This window comes from Rhodococcus sp. MSC1_016 (assembly GCF_023667485.2).
Classification (GTDB): domain Bacteria; phylum Actinomycetota; class Actinomycetes; order Mycobacteriales; family Mycobacteriaceae; genus Rhodococcus_F; species Rhodococcus_F oxybenzonivorans.
On record NZ_JAMOZI020000001.1, the window covers coordinates 172,201 to 187,470 of the forward strand.

Genomic DNA, 15,270 nt, shown 5'->3' on the forward strand with positions numbered 1-15,270 from the left:
TCCACCTCACACGAAGTTCCGGACCGTGACGAGCGTGTCATGGCGGACTATGCGCAGTCCAGCGCAAAAAAAGTCTTAGATATAGACCGAAAATGTCCTAATCGGGGGTCGGGAGAATGTCCTCCGATACCGCGAGGGCCACCCGGAGCGCGTCGGATACCCGACGCGGCGACCACGCGAGTCCGTGGTTCATGTAGATCGGCTCGCCGGTGAGCGGCACGAACACCGTGCCCGGGGGCGTGAGCGCTGCAATGCCCGACGTCATGAGCGCCACGCCGACACCCGTCGCCACCAGCATCAGGATCATGTACGGGTCGGTGATCTCCTGCACCACGCGGGGACGGAACCCTGCATCGACGCAGGCCCGCATCGCGACCTCCTGCAACGCCGAGCCGGCCGACAGCGGTGTCGTGACGAACCCGTCCTCGGCCAGGTCGCGCAAGTCGATCTCCGGCTCGGACGCGAGCGGGTGGTCCGCCGGGAGCACCGCCCCGAATGGCTCGCGGCGGATCAACCGGGTCGACACCGAGGACGTCTCGACGGGAAGTCCGACGAACGCGAGATCGAGTGCGCCGCTATCTAATTGAGAGAGAGCTTCACGAGTCATGATGCGCCCGACGAGGGTGAGTTCGATGTCGGGATAACGCTGCCGGAGCGCGCGGGTGAGCGGGGGCAGGGACAGGTGATTGAGCACGCCCGTGAAGCCGATCTTGATCCGGCCGTACACGCCCCCGGCGGACGCGCGGGTGGCTTGCCGCGCGATGTCGACACTCTCGAGAATGCGGTAGGCGTGCGGCAGAAACGTATGGCCAGCCGACGTCAGCGCGACACTGCGGGTGCTTCGCTCGAACAGCGGCACGCCGATGTCCTTCTCGAGTTTGCGCACCGTCTGACTCAGCGGCGACTGGGCCATCTGGAGTCGCGCGGCAGCCCTGCCGAAATGCAGTTCTTCGGCGACGGCGACGAACGCCTGCAGCCAGCGAATCTCCATCGGATTCCCTTCGACGAGTTGGCCAGATGTGGGCCAGGCCATATATTCCAATTCATACACAGTGCGTAACGAATCATTCTGATTTCGCACATAGAAAAAGACTAATGCGCACACAGTCGCGAGGAGAAACCCATGGCCACCTATCCCGAGGGCGCGACGGCGCTCGTCACCGGCGGCGCGAGCGGAATCGGCGCGGCGTGCGCGAAACGCCTCGCCGACGCCGGGGTCCGCGTTGTCACCGCCGACGTCGCTACCGGGGCCGACGAGCACCTCGACGTCACCGACGCCGACACCGTCGAGAAGCTCGCCGCCCGGCTCGGACGCATCGACATCCTCGTCAACAGCGCAGGTGTCGTGGGACCGTCCGCTCCTCTGGTGGACATCGACCTCGAGGACTGGCGCCGAACGTTCCGCATCAACGTCGACGGGACGTTCCTCCTCTGCCGCGCATTCGTACCGGCCATGGCCGCCGCCGGCTGGGGGCGGGTCGTGAATCTGGCGAGCATCGCCGCGAAGGATGGTAATCCCAACCAGAGCGCCTACTCGGCGTCGAAGGCGGCCGTGATCGCGCTGACGAAATCACTCGGCAAGGAAGTCGCCAAGACCGGTGTCCTGGCCAACGTGGTGGCACCCGCCGCGGTGCAGAGCCCGATGAATGCCGGCACCGACCCGGCGATCCTCGCGCGGTCGCAGAGCCTGACCCCCATGGCCCGGATGGGACGGCCCGAGGAGATCGCCGAACTCGTCGCATGGTTGTGCTCGGAGGCGCTCAGCTTCTCCACCGGCGCCGTCTACGACGCCAGCGGTGGCCGGGCGTCGTACTGAGGGGATGCTTGCAGGGTCGTGCGGACCGTCTCGATCGCATACTCTGCCGCATGCGGCTGCGCGGAAGGGGCTCCCAAACAGCTTGTACTCCTCGAGGATTCGAGATCTGCCGTCGACGCGCATCGTCGCCTTAGGCCACCGCAGGTCTGCAAGCTATCCGCGTCGGGCGGTCGTGTCCCGTACCTGGATGCTGTAGGGCAGTAGTTCGTTGCGTGGGGGACTGTCGTCGCCGGCGATCCGTTGGAGGATCATGCGGGCGGCTCGTTGGCCCATCAGGTCCCGGGGCACGGTCACGGTGCTCAACTGCAAGGGACCTGCGCTCGAGAAACTCATGTCGTCGAATCCGGTCAAGGCCACATCTTCGGGCACTCGTTTACCGATTTCTCGGCAGACGTCGAGAACGCCGAGGGCGATCAGATCATTGCCGCAGACGATCGCGTCGGTTTCGGGGTGTTCGGCGAAGAGTGCTCGTGCACGCTGCGCTCCGGATGCGCGGGTCAGGTCGCCCCACAGATCGGGTTCGTTGATCGCCTGCACGCCCGCTTTGGCGAGGGCGTCGCGGTATCCGCTCATGCGGTTGGCGGACACGCTGGACGTGCCGGGACCGCCGAGGATGGCGACGTTGCGCCGGCCGGTGGCGACGACATGCGAGGCCATCTCGAACGAGGCGGAATAGTCGTCGATACCGACCCAGTCGGAGGGCTCGTCCTCGACCTTGCGGTAGAGCTGCACAATCGGGATGTTCTCGTTACGAAGCTTGTCGAGCAGGGGCTTGTCGTCGGCGACGAGCGAGGTGAAGATCAGGCCGCTGCAGTTCCGATCGACCTGGGCCAGCGCGATATCGGCCTGACGCGAGCCATCCACGCCGACGTGGGAGACGAACACCTCGTAGCCCTCTTCGGCGGCGGCAGCGACCACACCCCCGGCGACCTCGGTGTAGAAGGGGTTCGCGATGTCGGCGAGGAGAAGCCCGATCGCTTTCGTCGTGCCGGCGCGAAGCTCACGGGCGATTCGATTAGGTCGAAATCCCATCTCTTCGGCGATGACGAGGATTCGCTGGCGACGCTCTTCGCTCACCCCCGGAGCCCCACTGAGTGCGTACGAGACCGCCGCCGACGACACCCCAGCTTTACGAGCCACATCGCTCATCGTCACGCGGCGAGGACGGCCACCGACACGACGGTCCCCGCTCTGGGACTGAGTGGCATCGGTCATACCCGCCAGCTTAGTCGGTTAAGCGTCGGGGCAGCATCGGGTGCTATTCGGCGGCAGAATCTGATGATTCGGTTAAGTAAGAGAAAATCCGGCAATCGCGGACCTGGTCCTCCGATAGAGAGCGGCGAAGTAGCGTATTTGCCCAGTTGAATGGGTGATTTGCTCCGGCGATATCCCGCACTTGTGCCCTGGAACACAACGATGTACCGTCACTTATGCGATTAAGCGAAAGGAGAGCATCGTGAGTTCCACTGTTGAGATGAAGAACGAAGAGGCTGTGCCATACGCGGGGCCGAAACCGTACGGAATGAGTGACGACCTGATTGTTCCGGGTGCGTTGGACCTCGAATGCGACGAGCGACTGTGGGTTCCGCAGTCGAAGGACGTCGAGTTCCGCCCGCTGGTGCTGTCGGCGAGCCAGGGTTACTTCGTGAACATCCTGCGGGTGCGCCGCTCGGGGATCCTGTCCCGACACCGGCACGCCGGCGCGGTGCATGCCTTCACCCTCCGGGGCCGCTGGCACTACCTCGAGTACGACTGGTGGGCCGAAGAGGGCACCTACGCGTTCGAGCCGCCCGGCGACATCCACACCCTCGAGGTCCCCGAGGACGTGACCGAGATGGCGACCCTGTTCCACGTGAGCGGTGCGTACATCTACGTCGACGTCGACGGCAACACCGTCGGTATCGAGGATGTGTTCAGCAAGATCGACAAGGCCCGCGCCCACTACGAGAAGATCGGACTCGGCGCCGACTACGTCGACCGATTCATCCGGTGACACTGCGGCGGACACCGCCTGACATGGCGCAACCACACCGAGTGTCTTCCGCACTCAGGGGCGGTGTCCGCCGGCGCCTCACCCACTTTTCATCCCTGAGCCCGGCAGCGGGCGAAAGTTAGCAGGTTCCCCATGCGAGCTCTGACCAAGAGAAGTGCCACTCCACACGACGTCGTCGTGCAGGATCTGCCCAAGCCCGAACCGAGCCCGGGGCAGGTGCGGGTACGCACCGAGGCGTGCGGGCTGTGCGGCAGCGACGTGCACGCCTGGCGTCACGACACCGGCTACGAATGGATCCGTCCCCCGGTCGTGCTCGGCCACGAGGCGGTCGGATACGTCGAAGCCCTCGGCGAGGGCGTCGACCCGAGCTGGCTCGGCAAACGCGTTGTCCCCGTTGCGATCGACGGCTGCGGTGTCTGCGATCTGTGCGAGCGCGGACTGCGGCAGATCTGTCCCGAGCGCACCGTGCTCGGGCTGTCCTTCGACGGCGCGGCCGCCGAATCGTTCGTCGTCCCCGAGGTCCGCCTGGTCGAGGTCGACCGGCATCTGCCGGCGTCGACCCTGGCGCTGACCGAACCACTGTCGGTCGCCTGCCGCGCGGTCGCGCACATCGAGAACGCCGCCGTGGGCCCCACCCGGGTTGTGGTGTCCGGGCCCGGACCGATCGGCACGATGGCCGCCCTCGTCCTCGCCCAGCGCGGCCACGACGTCGTGCTCTCCGGAGTCGATAACGATGACAACGTGCGATTGCCGCTCGCCCGCGCACTCGGTCTGCGCACCGTGATCGCCGGCCGGGACGAGCTGCCTTTCACCCCCACCGCCTGGGTCGACGCCTCCGGTTCGACCGCCGCCCTCGATGCCGCCATCGCCGCGGTCCTGCCCGGCAGCCCCATCTCCGTCGTCGGCCTCTTCGCCCGCACCGGACCGGTCGACTTCAACGCCGTCACCCGCAAGGAAATTCGACTGCAGGGCAGTTACGGATCGACCAAGGTCGACTACCAGGCCGCAGCCGACGCGATGGCCGCCGACCAGGCGCCGTGGCCCCGGCTGGTGACCGAAATTCCCCTCACCGACGCGGCTTCGGCGCTCGAACGCGCCGCGGCCGGCCACGACATGAAGGTCGTGCTCGTCCCATGACCACACCGGATCCCACCCCTGTCCCGAAAGGACACGCCATGTCCACACCCGATGTAGCGGCCGAACCCGCCAACCACACGGCCGGGCACACCTCGATCGTGAAGGTCGCCTTCGCCAGCATGATCGGCACCGCCGTCGAATGGTACGACTTCTTCCTCTACGGCTCCGCCGCCGCGCTCGTCTTCGGACCCCTGTTCTTCCCCGACAACACTCCGGCCACCGCCACCCTGCTGGCGTTCGCCACATTCGCGGTGGGATTCTTCGCCCGCCCGCTCGGCGGCATCGTCTTCGGCCACTACGGTGACAAAATCGGCCGCAAGAAGATGCTGGTCGTCAGCCTCCTGCTGATGGGCGCCGCGACCTTCGCCATCGGACTGCTGCCGACCTTCGAGAGCATCGGCCTGGCCGCCCCGCTGCTGCTGGTCTTTTGCCGACTGCTGCAGGGCTTCGCCGTCGGCGGCGAATGGGGCGGAGCGGTCCTGATGGCCGCCGAGCACGGCGACAACGACCGCCGCGGATTCTGGACCTCCTGGACCCAGGCCGGGGTGCCCCTCGGAAATCTTCTCTCCGCGGTGGTGCTGTGGGTGCTGGCCCTGTTCCAGAGCGACGAAGCGTTCGATTCGTGGGGCTGGCGAATTCCCTTCCTGCTCAGCGCTGTTCTCGTTCTCATCGGTTTGTGGATCCGGTTGAGCATTGAGGAGTCCCCGGTCTTCGCCGCCAACAAGAAGGTCCTCGAGAATCACAAAGCCGAGCATGCCCCGATCATCGAGGTCCTGCGCAAGTACCCCCGCGAGGTCCTCATCGCCATGGGCCTGCGAATGGTGGAGAACACCTCGTACTACATCTTCACCGTGGTAGTGATGACCTACATGGTCACCTACTTGGACATGCCCAAGAGCGCCGCTATCGCAGGTGTGCTGATCGCCTCGGTCGCGCAGTTCTTCCTCACCCCGATCATCGGTGCCCTCTCCGACCGGGTCGGCCGACGACCGCTGTACTTCACCGGCGCAGTCGGTGCCGGCATCTGGGGATTCGTGTTCTTTCCCCTCATCGACACCGGGAACCAAACCGTCATCGCGGCGGCCATCTTCATCGGCCTGATCTTCACGACCCTGATGTACGCGCCGCAGGCGGCGATGTTCTCCGAACTGTTCGGCACCAGTGTTCGCTACAGCGGCGCCTCCCTCGGCTACCAGCTCGCGTCGGTGTTCGCCGGCGGCCTGGCTCCGGTCATCGCGGTCGCACTGCTGGGCACCGTCGAGGAAAAGAACACCATCGCGGTGAGCATCTACCTCGCCGTCCTCGCCGTGATCACCATCATTGCCGTGATCGCCGCCAAGGAAACCGCCCGCACCTCCCTCGTTCACGACCGGGTCCTCGACGAGGTCACCGGCAACTGACAGGCCACCGGGCGGTGTGCGGTGCTCACCCCGCACACCGCCCGGCCACCATGTCGTCTCCCGATTCGACTAGAAAGAGCGCTCGCATGAACGCACCTGTCCACACCTCGGTTCTGGACCTGTTCCGCCTAAACGGCAACGCGGCCATCGTGACCGGCGCCTCGCGCGGTCTGGGCCGTGCACTGGCCATCGCTCTCGCGGAGGCGGGAGCCGACATCGTCGCCGTCGACATCGGCGATCTCGACCAGGTCGCCAAAGAGGTGCGTGCCCGGGGAGTCCGATGCGCGACCCGCACCACCGACCTCAGCAACCTGACCCCGGACACTGCGGCCGAGCTGATCTCCTGGGCCGGGGCCGAGTTCCCGCATCCGACGATCCTGATCAACAACGCGGGCATCATCCGCCGCGGCCCGGCGACTGAGACCACGCCGTCGGACTGGTCGGCTGTGTTGGACCTCAATCTCACGACGCCGTTCCTGCTCAGCCAGGCCTTCGCACGGGCCGCCCTCGACGACAACGCCGCTGCCAGCATCATCAACATCGCGTCGATCAACTCGTTCCAAGGTGGAATGGAGGTTCCGTCCTACGCTGCCTCCAAGCACGGCATCCTCGGACTGACCCGGGCTCTCGCGAACGAGTGGGCGCCGCACCGCATCCGCGTAAACGCGATCGCCCCCGGCTACATGGAAACCGAGTTCACCGCCGCGCACCGCGACGACCCCGCGCGGGCCGAGAACATGCTGCGCCGCATCCCCGCCGGCACCTGGGGACGGCCGGAAGACCTCGCCGGAGCGGCCGTCTTCCTCGCCTCGGCCGCGTCCGCCTACGTCACCGGCACCGCCCTGTCCGTCGACGGTGGATGGCTGTCCCGATAGAACAACGACGACCCACCCGGAGGACCCCATGGCATCGACATCGCAGAACCGTACCGGCATCCCCGCCGCCGATGCCCGATCGTGGCTGCTCGTTTCCGCAGCACACAGCAGGCACTTCACCGAAACGCACACCGGAGTGGCCGACGCCGTCATCTACGATCTCGAAGACGGTGTCGTCCCCTCCGCGAGACCCACGGCACGAGAAGCCGTCCACCTCTGGTTCTCTCGCGGCGGCACCGGCTGGGTCCGCGTCAACCCAGCCGGCACCGAGGACTGGAGTAGCGACCTCGACGCACTCGAGGCAACACCCGGGCTCGTGGGTGTGATGCTCGCCAAATGCGAGTCGGCAGAACACGTCACCGAGACCGCTGCCCGATTGTCGGCTCGTACCCCTGTTATGGCACTCGTCGAATCGGCACTCGGCATCGAACGCGCCTACGACATCGCCTCCGCACAACCAACTTCGCGGCTCGCCTTCGGAAGCGGCGACTTCCGCCGCGACACCGGCGCCACCGACCTCGCGCCTGCCCTTGCCTATGCACGAGGGCGACTGGTGGTGGCGAGCCGGGCAGCGGGTCTCCCCGGCCCCGTCGACGGCCCCACCCTCACCACCTCAGAGGACGAGCTCACCGATGCCCTGACCGTGACTCGCACCATGGGCATGTCAGGCAAGCTGTGCATGCACCCCGAGCAGGCCCCTGCCATCAATCACGCGCTGAGCCCATCCACGACCGACATCGACTGGGCCCGTGAGGTCATCGAACAACTCGGCGCGGACGGCGCCGGCGTCAGAGACGGCAGCGACCTCCCCAAGCTGGCTCGAGCCCGAGCGATCCACCGCCTCGCCACCGTCTTCGCACACGGATGACCACCCGCGACCGCACCCGCTTCGACCGTCAGCCGCATGAACCGCCGGATCGGTGGTGGTACGGGTATGTGCTTGCTAATCTGTGAATCTCGTCCGGGACACAGTTCGATTCAGGGACAACCTGCCACAACCGCTCGATGAACCGGCGCGTTGTCATTCCGAAGTGCAGCCCCCAAGACGTCGCAGATCTTGTCCGGTACCTCGCCTCGCCCCGAGCACGTTGGAACGCAGGTTCGTGATCAAGGTACCTACGACAGGCGCTCGTAGAAGTCGAGGTGAGCGCGGGCGACGTCGTCCCAGCGGTGTGCTCGTGCCAGTGCCTGTCCGCGACTGATCCGCGCCGGATCGTTGGGCTGCGTGAGTGCGTTGGCCATCTCCGTGTGGGTGGACGCGAACCGTACTGTCTCACCGAAGACTTCCTGGAGTACGGGAAGAGAGCGGGCGACCACGGGCACGCCGGCGGCGAGGGCTTCCATCGCCGCGAGGCCGAACCCTTCCTTGGTCGACAGGAAGGCGAATACCTCGGCCTGGGCGACGAGGGTCGGTAGGTCGTTGTCGGGCACGGTGCCGAGGATGTGCGGCCGGACACCGAGGTGTTCGCATCGGGTGTCGAAGTCGTCCCGGTAATTGCGGTAGTCGAACAGTGTCTCTCCTCCCGCGAACACCAGCCGCAGCTCCGGGCGGGTGCGCGACAGCAGCGCGTAGGCCTCGAGGAGGTCGATGCTGCCCTTACGCGGCTCGATACCCCCGACCGCCAGCACGTATCGGCCGAGTTGATCGGCCCAACGGCGACGGCCGGGCGCGTCGGCGGCTGCGGTTTCGAACCTCACCGCGTCGACGCCGTTGGGAATCACCGTGGGCTCGAATCCCCATCCCGCGCGGACTTCGGCGGCCACGGCCTCGGACACGCAGATCCGGGCGTAGGGCTCGACGACCGCGCGTTCGTGGCATGCCGCCAGCTCCGGGGTGGTGAACTGGTCGAGATGGTGGATGGTGCGGATGCAGGAGCTCACGGCGTTGGCGCTGATGCAGTCCTGGGCGTGCACGACGTCGTAGGCGCCGGGAGTGAACGCCTCCCGGAGGACGGCGATCGAGCGCAGGATCCGAACGCCCACGCCCTCGTCTTCCCTGGCTTCGAAGGGCACGATGCGTACCGACACGGCCGGGTCGACGGGCCGGTAGAAGGCGGCGTCACCGCCGCGTCCCAACGACCACACGGTGACGTCGGCTCCCTGCCGCGACAGCGCCTCCGCCAAGGCGAGAGTGTGGACGACACCGCCACGTGGCTTGGTGGAGTACGTCAGGAGAGCGATGCGCACGTCAGGGTTTGCCCTTCTCGAGGAGATAACGGTAGGTGTCGACTCGGCGCTCCTCGAGGTGCCGCAACACCTTCCGTGCCCGGTTCACCTCGTAGTCGACGTCGAGGTCGGCGACGGCGAGGCCGCCCTTCACGCCGGTGCGCGCGAGGACGTCGCCGCCCGGGCCGACGACCTTGGCCTGCCCGAGAAATCGGAGTCCGCCCTGGATCCCGGTCTGGTTCGACGACACCAGCACCACCTGGTTTTCCGCCGCTCGCGCGGAGTCGTAGAGGTCGAACAGCCGGGACTGCCGGTCCTGTGCCAGTCGTTCCGCGCGGTCGGTGATACTGGCGGGCCAGGCCGAGAGCGCGGAGATTACCCGGGCACCATCGAGGGCCAGTGTCCGGGCGGACTCGGGAAACGTCTTGTCGTAGTCGATCAGCATGCCCATCCGGCCCACCGGGGTGTCGAATGCGGTGAACCCATCACCGGCGGCGTACGCCAAAGATTCCCCCGCGGGCTGGTGCACCTTGCGGTGACTGCCGAGGATCCCGTCACCGGTGACGCAGGCCGCGGTGTTGTACCGGAGACCGTCGCACAGTTCGGTATAACCGATACAGACGGTCATGTTGCCCGCCATCTTTGCCACAGCTTTCAATTCCGGGCCGTCCGCTTCCAACGTGGGCGGGAGCTCGTCCGGGTCCGGGCTGCGCAGGTCGGAGATGTAGCCGCCGAGGCATGCGTCGGGGAGGACGAGAAGGTCGATGCCGTCACTGTGAGCCTTGGCGACGAGCGCGTCGAGTTTGAGCAGTGCGCGGTCGACGTCCCGGCCGAAGTGGCCGGCGAGCGCGGCCAGTCTGGTCGTTCCCATGGGTTCAGGCTAGTGACGACACGGAGGTGCGCACATTCGCTTCGCACTCGATTCGTTCGGCCAGGTACTCGGCGTCACGGGCCACACCGGCGAACCGCCCGGAGCCCCAGGTGTGTTGCCACGGCAGGCCGAGGAAGAACAGTCCTGGCACCGCGGTGATGCCGCGGTTGTGGCAGGGATGTCCCTCGCCGTCGAACACGCCGGCATGCAGCCACCGGTAGTCGGTGCGGAAACCGATGGACCACACCACCGAGGTGATCCCAGACGACGCCAGCTCGAGCGAGGTCGTTTCCCGCTCGGGCCGCCACACCGGGACATACCGTTCCTCGGTGGGAGCAACGATCCCGGCGCGCTCGATGTACGCGTCGATGGAGTCCTTGATGCTCTCGGCCAGGGCGTCGGCGGCGTCGAGCGACGAGGCCAGGGTGGGCGCGAACTGCAGGGTGCCGTCCACCACCTCCAGAAGCCGGCCGTACAACTGCATGCCCTGCAGGGCGAAGGCGCGCAGGTCGATGTCGCGGCCACCGTCGCGGCCGGTCACGTAATGGTTGGTGTTCTCCCGCTTCGCGCGCCCGCCCGGGTGGTCGGCGATCGACACGTCATAGGTTCCCATGTCGTGCAACCAGGCGACGCAGTCGCGGCCGCGGTAGAAACGGGCGACCCGGGGTGCGCCGCCGGTGACGAGGTGCACCCGCCGGCCGGCGAGCATGAGGTCCTCGGCGATCTGCGCTCCCGACTGACCGTTGCCGACGACGAGGACCTCGCCGTCCGGCAGGGCCTGCGACGATCTGTACTGCGACGAGTGGATCTGTTCGATGTCGGCGGGCAGCCGTTCGGCGAACCGTGGGATCACCGGGGTGTGGTAGCCGCCGGTCGCGACCACCACCTGGCCGGCGTGCAGCGGTCCCTGCGTGGTGTCGACGTCGAATCCGCCGACCGCGGACTGATGTACGGATGTGACCGCCACACCCTCGCGGACGGGTACCGGGAAGGTGTCGGCGTATCCGCGGACGAAGTCGTAGGTCTGCTCCCGCGTCATGAACCCGTCCGGGTCGCCGCCGGTGTAGCTGTATCCGGGGAGGTTGCACTGCCAGTTGGGGGTGACAAGTGTGAAGTTGTCCCAGCGGCTGTCGCGCCACTCGTGCGCGATCGAGTCGCGTTCGAGCACTACATGATTGATGCCGCGGTCGACGAGATGCCAGCTGATCGACAGGCCGGCCTGGCCGCCGCCGATCACCACGACGTCGTGATGGGTCGTCATCGGGTGCCTCCTGGGACGGTATCCGGGTTCAGGTCGAGGACGTGGACGAGGGAGTCGGGGGAGTGCGCGAACGCAACCTTTTCCAATTCGTGGAGCTGTTCGGCGGCGGACGTGCAATACATGCCGAACTTTTCCTTCACCCGCTCACTCGCCTCGGTGAGAGCGCTCCGGGTGCGGTCGAGAAAGTCCGCGACGCTGTACTGCTCGCCCGCGGTGAGGTAGTCGTGGATCACGAGCGACGGGGAATAACAGGTTTGTTTGCGTCCGTCCGGCCATTGGATGGAGAAGGTCATCTCAGGCATGGGCGGGTTCCTTCCGGAGTGAGGCCGGCCGTTGTTCGGCGGTCAGCAGGGTGGCCGTGACGAGGTTCTGCGCGACCACGTCGCCGTAGACCTCGGGGCGCCGGTCGCGGAGGTTGTACATTCCGCCGCTGCGGATGGCGGAGATCTCGGCCTGGACATCGAGCGTGGCAGTTGCCAGTCCGGGGCGGACCCCGGTGTCCGCGAGCACGTCACCGCCGGGCCCGACGATCTTGGCGCTGCACACGAACCGCAGCGAACCAAAGGTTCCCGCCTGATTGGATGCCACCCACACCACCTGGTTCTCGGTGGCGCGGGCCCGGTCGTAGATGTCGAAACGCTGCTTCCAGCGGTCGTTCGCCATGTCGTCCGCGGGCGCGGTGCGGGCGGTAGGCCACGCCGACAGCGAGGTGATGATCTCGGCGCCGTCGAGGGCTAGGGCGCGTGCAGCTTCGGGGAAGGCCTTGTCGTAGCAGATCTGCATCCCCATCCGGCCGACCGGAGTGTCGAACGCGTTGTAGGCGTCGCCTGCTGCGTAGCAGAGGTTTTCACCGAGTGGTTGGTGCACCTTGCGGTATGACCCGAGGATTCCGTCGCCGTGCAGGGTGACGGCGGCGTTATAACGCGTGGTCCCGTCCGCCTCGCAGAAACCGAGGGTGATGACGAGGTCACCGGCCATGTCGATGACCCGGCGCAGTTCCGGGCCGTCCAGTTCGAGTGCGGGCGGCAGCCTACGCAGGCGGCGTTCGCGTTCTTCCTCGGTTTCGTCGCCGCCGCCGAGGCTGGGGAGGTAACCGCCGAGGCAGGCCTCCGGGAGTACGAGCAGGGAACTGCCGGCATCCTTCGCCTGCTCGATCAGTTCTGCGATGGTGGCGTACGCCTGTTCCATGTCGCGGCCGAATTCGGCAGCGGCGACCGAGATTCCGATGTCGCTCATGCTTTTCCCAATCCTGTGACGGTGGAGTGCACCGCACGTGTCATGACCCCGTCGGGCCAGCGCAAACCGACCCCGGGTGTCGTTGTCAATCGGCCGCACACCGCGGAGGTGGCAGGCCCTGTGTCTGTGGTGTGTGGTCGCCCCGGCCGGTCCGCGGTGATCATGGCGAAACCGGGGAAACATGTCAGCCAGTCGCCCATCGTTGCCGCGTGCGGCTTGGGGATCGACGCCACGTCGAGTTCGGCCCCCACGCCACCCGCCTCGGCCAGCATTCCTGTCGTCCCCACTACGCCTGCCATGCTGATGTCCTTGGCCGCCGCTGGATGCGCCCGCCGCACATACGAACCCAGACTCGCGAGCTCTTCTCTCGTCCGGTGGGAGCTGGAATCCCATTGCTGAGAGCCGTATCCGGAACGCCAGTCACCGGACAGGTCGGCGGTGAGCCGCAGGTCGTCACCGGCTCGTCCGCCACCGGCGGGTATCGGGTCGGTGGTCCGGCCGAGGGCCGTCACCGACAGTGCGGCCGGGACGCCCAGCTGGGTGTGGCCCCCGAGGACGGGCACACCCCACGCCGCGCTCGCCCGGCTCAGCCCACGAATCACCCGGGTGAGGATCGACCGGTTGGGAGCCCCGACTGCGTCGAGCAGGCCGACGGGGTCGGCGCCCATCGCGGACAGGTCGTTGAGGTTGACCAGGGCGGCGCACCATCCTGCCCACTCGGGGTCACGCTGCACCATCGACGGCACGATCGCATCGCACGCGGCGATCATGTCGGTGCCGGGCACCGGGGCGCCGTCGTCTCCCCGGAATCCGGACCCGACGAGCGCGGACGGTTGCGACGCGAGCGCGGACAATGCCTCGCCGAGTACTGCTTTCGTGGACTGCACGAGCCGTTCGATCCGATCGATCGGCCAGCGCATCAGCACGTGAGGCTGTCCCGCGACCATGGTGTCGGCGATCCGCTCCCACCCGAGCCGGGTGAACATCGGCTCGTTCTGCACCTGGACGGTGGCGTCGAAGCGCAGCACGCCGTGGGTCTCGGCATAGGCGCACGCCGCGCGGACGAGTGCCTTGCCGATCCCCGATCGATCCCGCGCCCGACGGTCGACTACCAGCCGGCTGCCCGCCCACCAGCCGATATCGGTGCCGTCGGTGACCGGCGCCAGGCGGACGCCGCCCAGCACGGTGCCGTCGCTGTCTGCCGCGACGAGAACCACCGTCCGGGGGTCGTCGTCGATGTCGTCCTGATCGGAGCCGGCGAACAACCCCTGCTCGGCCACGAACGTTTCCCGGCGCAGACCGTGATACACCGCGAGTGCCGCGGTGGTGTCGGCCACCCGTACCAGGAACGATGGGCCGGTGGCCGTCGGTGCCGGCCCAGTTAGGACCGCCAGATCCGACGGCCCCACAGTGTTCGACCCGCACAGCGAACCCAGATCAAGCATCTCATCCTCCCGCATTCTGCAGGACACTGCACGCACCGCACGCCGCGCAACCCGCTTTCTGGTCGGCGCCGCGCATTCCCGCCGCCTGGAGTTCCCTGGCGACCCGCGACGTCACGTCTTCGAGCACCTCCGCGCTCGGCGCCTCCGCTCCGTCTTCGTCCACGGCGAGAGTGCCTGCCAGTGGACGGAACGGGACGACGAACGGATAGACGCCCATCTCGATCAGCTCGGCGGCCCCGGAGACCAGCTCATCAGAATCCTCACCCAGGCCGACCAGCAGATACGTCGACACCTGATTGCGGCCGAACACCCGGACGGCTTCTCGCCACGCCGCCCGGTACTCGTCGAGCGGCACCGTCGACTTACCCGGCATCCACCGGCGACGCACATCGTCGTCCATCGACTCGACATGAATACCGATGGAGTCAGCACCGGCCTCCCGAAGATCGGTGATCGTCGCCAAATCTCCGGGCGGCTCGCATTGCACCTGGATCGAAAGCGCCGGGACGGCGGCCTTGACCGCCGCGACGCAGCGAGCAAGGTGCCGGGCACCCCGATCCTTGGCCGCCGACGTCCCCGTCGTCATGATCATCTGGCTCACCCCGTCGAGGCGGACTGCGGCCTCGGCGACCTCGGCCAGTTGCTCGGGTCGTTTCACCGCGATCGTGGAGCCCGCCTCCAGCGAGGCCTCGATCGAGCAGAAGCGGCACCGCTGATCCGCGTCGTAACGAATGCATGTCTGGACGACGGTGGTGGCCAGCACGTTCGCGCCGTGCAGTCGAGCGATCTTCTCGTAGGACACCCCGTCTGATGTCCGCAGGTCGTAAAACCTCGGCCGCTGCACGGCTTCGATGTCGACCCCCATGTCCGTGCCGTTCATCAGCAGGCGGTTGCCGCTGACCTCATACGGGCTGTCGGAGCGGACTGGAATGGCCCCGCCCAGACCGCCGATGAGAACGTGGCCGTCGTCGCTGGGGCCGGCGCCAGACTGTCTGCGGACCGGCGTGTCGAGACCGCGGATCCCGCGGACGGCAAGATCGACTCGAGTGGACAGGCCGCTCATGTGATTA

The 15,270-nt window shown here is 67.0% G+C and carries 15 protein-coding genes; 6 read left to right on the top strand and 9 right to left on the bottom strand.

Annotated elements, in window-relative coordinates:
• Window positions 1–97 precede the first annotated feature (97 nt).
• Window positions 98–991, bottom strand: coding sequence for a LysR family transcriptional regulator (locus L1080_RS00820; RefSeq protein WP_159924528.1), 894 nt, complete (start codon window positions 989–991; stop codon window positions 98–100).
• A 132-nt stretch (window positions 992–1,123) separates the two neighbouring features.
• On the opposite strand from L1080_RS00820, the gene L1080_RS00825 reads away from it, so the two are divergent.
• Window positions 1,124–1,816: an SDR family NAD(P)-dependent oxidoreductase gene (locus tag L1080_RS00825; protein WP_159924530.1), complete on the top strand. Its 693-nt coding sequence runs from the start codon at window positions 1,124–1,126 to the stop codon at window positions 1,814–1,816.
• 153 nt (window positions 1,817–1,969) lie between these two features.
• Here the strand turns inward: L1080_RS00825 and L1080_RS00830 are convergent, their stop codons facing one another.
• Window positions 1,970–3,031 (bottom strand): LacI family DNA-binding transcriptional regulator, encoded by a 1,062-nt coding sequence (locus tag L1080_RS00830; protein WP_250772200.1) that lies wholly within the window; start codon window positions 3,029–3,031, stop codon window positions 1,970–1,972.
• Between the two features lie 241 nt (window positions 3,032–3,272).
• Here L1080_RS00830 and L1080_RS00835 point away from each other — a divergent pair, with 241 nt between their 5' ends.
• The 5 genes from L1080_RS00835 (at window position 3,273) to L1080_RS00855 (ending at window position 8,089) form a co-directional block, all read left to right on the top strand.
• Window positions 3,273–3,809: a 2,4'-dihydroxyacetophenone dioxygenase family protein gene (locus L1080_RS00835; RefSeq protein WP_250772198.1), complete on the top strand. Its 537-nt coding sequence runs from the start codon at window positions 3,273–3,275 to the stop codon at window positions 3,807–3,809.
• A gap of 132 nt (window positions 3,810–3,941) precedes the next feature.
• The gene (locus L1080_RS00840) at window positions 3,942–4,946 is read left to right on the top strand and encodes an alcohol dehydrogenase catalytic domain-containing protein (protein WP_250772196.1); all 1,005 of its coding nucleotides are present in this window, start codon (window positions 3,942–3,944) and stop codon (window positions 4,944–4,946) included.
• 38 nt (window positions 4,947–4,984) lie between these two features.
• Window positions 4,985–6,346 (top strand): MFS transporter, encoded by a 1,362-nt coding sequence (locus L1080_RS00845; RefSeq protein WP_250772194.1) that lies wholly within the window; start codon window positions 4,985–4,987, stop codon window positions 6,344–6,346.
• Window positions 6,347–6,432: 86 nt separating this feature from the next.
• Entirely contained in the window at window positions 6,433–7,221 is a 789-nt protein-coding gene (locus L1080_RS00850) for an SDR family oxidoreductase (protein ID WP_250772192.1), read from the top strand.
• A gap of 28 nt (window positions 7,222–7,249) precedes the next feature.
• Entirely contained in the window at window positions 7,250–8,089 is an 840-nt protein-coding gene (locus L1080_RS00855; protein WP_250772190.1) for an HpcH/HpaI aldolase/citrate lyase family protein, read from the top strand.
• A 248-nt stretch (window positions 8,090–8,337) separates the two neighbouring features.
• Here the strand turns inward: L1080_RS00855 and L1080_RS00860 are convergent, their stop codons facing one another.
• The 7 genes from L1080_RS00860 to L1080_RS00890 are packed head-to-tail and all read right to left on the bottom strand — an operon-like array spanning window position 8,338 to window position 15,263.
• Window positions 8,338–9,408, bottom strand: coding sequence for an MSMEG_0565 family glycosyltransferase (locus L1080_RS00860; RefSeq protein WP_159924544.1), 1,071 nt, complete (start codon window positions 9,406–9,408; stop codon window positions 8,338–8,340).
• Window position 9,409: 1 nt separating this feature from the next.
• Window positions 9,410–10,258, bottom strand: a complete 849-nt coding sequence (locus tag L1080_RS00865; RefSeq protein ID WP_250772188.1) for a carbon-nitrogen hydrolase family protein — start codon at window positions 10,256–10,258, stop codon at window positions 9,410–9,412.
• 4 nt (window positions 10,259–10,262) lie between these two features.
• Window positions 10,263–11,519 (bottom strand): MSMEG_0569 family flavin-dependent oxidoreductase, encoded by a 1,257-nt coding sequence (locus tag L1080_RS00870; RefSeq protein WP_159924548.1) that lies wholly within the window; start codon window positions 11,517–11,519, stop codon window positions 10,263–10,265.
• Complete coding sequence (locus tag L1080_RS00875) at window positions 11,516–11,821, bottom strand: MSMEG_0570 family nitrogen starvation response protein (protein WP_159924550.1); 306 nt, start codon at window positions 11,819–11,821, stop codon at window positions 11,516–11,518. Before L1080_RS00875 ends, L1080_RS00870 begins: the two co-directional genes overlap by 4 nt.
• A complete protein-coding gene (locus tag L1080_RS00880; protein WP_250772185.1) occupies window positions 11,814–12,755 on the bottom strand; it encodes a carbon-nitrogen hydrolase family protein in 942 nt (313 codons plus the stop codon). The genes L1080_RS00875 and L1080_RS00880 overlap by 8 nt, the downstream gene beginning before the upstream one ends.
• Window positions 12,752–14,200: an MSMEG_0567/sll0787 family protein gene (locus tag L1080_RS00885; protein ID WP_250772183.1), complete on the bottom strand. Its 1,449-nt coding sequence runs from the start codon at window positions 14,198–14,200 to the stop codon at window positions 12,752–12,754. The genes L1080_RS00880 and L1080_RS00885 overlap by 4 nt, the downstream gene beginning before the upstream one ends.
• A 1-nt stretch (window position 14,201) precedes the next feature.
• Entirely contained in the window at window positions 14,202–15,263 is a 1,062-nt protein-coding gene (locus L1080_RS00890) for an MSMEG_0568 family radical SAM protein (protein WP_250772181.1), read from the bottom strand.
• Between the last annotated feature and the right edge of the window lie 7 nt (window positions 15,264–15,270).

Excerpts from the sequence above, each read along its gene's own strand:
- L1080_RS00840 (WP_250772196.1), top strand. The coding sequence starts at position 3,942 with ATGCGAGCTCTGACCAAGAGAAGTGCCACTCCACACGACGTCGTCGTG.
- L1080_RS00830 (WP_250772200.1), bottom strand. The coding sequence starts at position 3,031 with ATGACCGATGCCACTCAGTCCCAGAGCGGGGACCGTCGTGTCGGTGGC.
- L1080_RS00875 (WP_159924550.1), bottom strand. The coding sequence starts at position 11,821 with ATGCCTGAGATGACCTTCTCCATCCAATGGCCGGACGGACGCAAACAA.
- L1080_RS00870 (WP_159924548.1), bottom strand. The coding sequence starts at position 11,519 with ATGACGACCCATCACGACGTCGTGGTGATCGGCGGCGGCCAGGCCGGC.
- L1080_RS00850 (WP_250772192.1), top strand. The coding sequence starts at position 6,433 with ATGAACGCACCTGTCCACACCTCGGTTCTGGACCTGTTCCGCCTAAAC.
- L1080_RS00855 (WP_250772190.1), top strand. The coding sequence starts at position 7,250 with ATGGCATCGACATCGCAGAACCGTACCGGCATCCCCGCCGCCGATGCC.
- L1080_RS00845 (WP_250772194.1), top strand. The coding sequence starts at position 4,985 with ATGTCCACACCCGATGTAGCGGCCGAACCCGCCAACCACACGGCCGGG.
- L1080_RS00825 (WP_159924530.1), top strand. The coding sequence starts at position 1,124 with ATGGCCACCTATCCCGAGGGCGCGACGGCGCTCGTCACCGGCGGCGCG.
- L1080_RS00865 (WP_250772188.1), bottom strand. The coding sequence starts at position 10,258 with ATGGGAACGACCAGACTGGCCGCGCTCGCCGGCCACTTCGGCCGGGAC.
- L1080_RS00820 (WP_159924528.1), bottom strand. The coding sequence starts at position 991 with ATGGAGATTCGCTGGCTGCAGGCGTTCGTCGCCGTCGCCGAAGAACTG.
- L1080_RS00880 (WP_250772185.1), bottom strand. The coding sequence starts at position 12,755 with ATGAGCGACATCGGAATCTCGGTCGCCGCTGCCGAATTCGGCCGCGAC.
- L1080_RS00885 (WP_250772183.1), bottom strand. The coding sequence starts at position 14,200 with ATGCTTGATCTGGGTTCGCTGTGCGGGTCGAACACTGTGGGGCCGTCG.
- L1080_RS00890 (WP_250772181.1), bottom strand. The coding sequence starts at position 15,263 with ATGAGCGGCCTGTCCACTCGAGTCGATCTTGCCGTCCGCGGGATCCGC.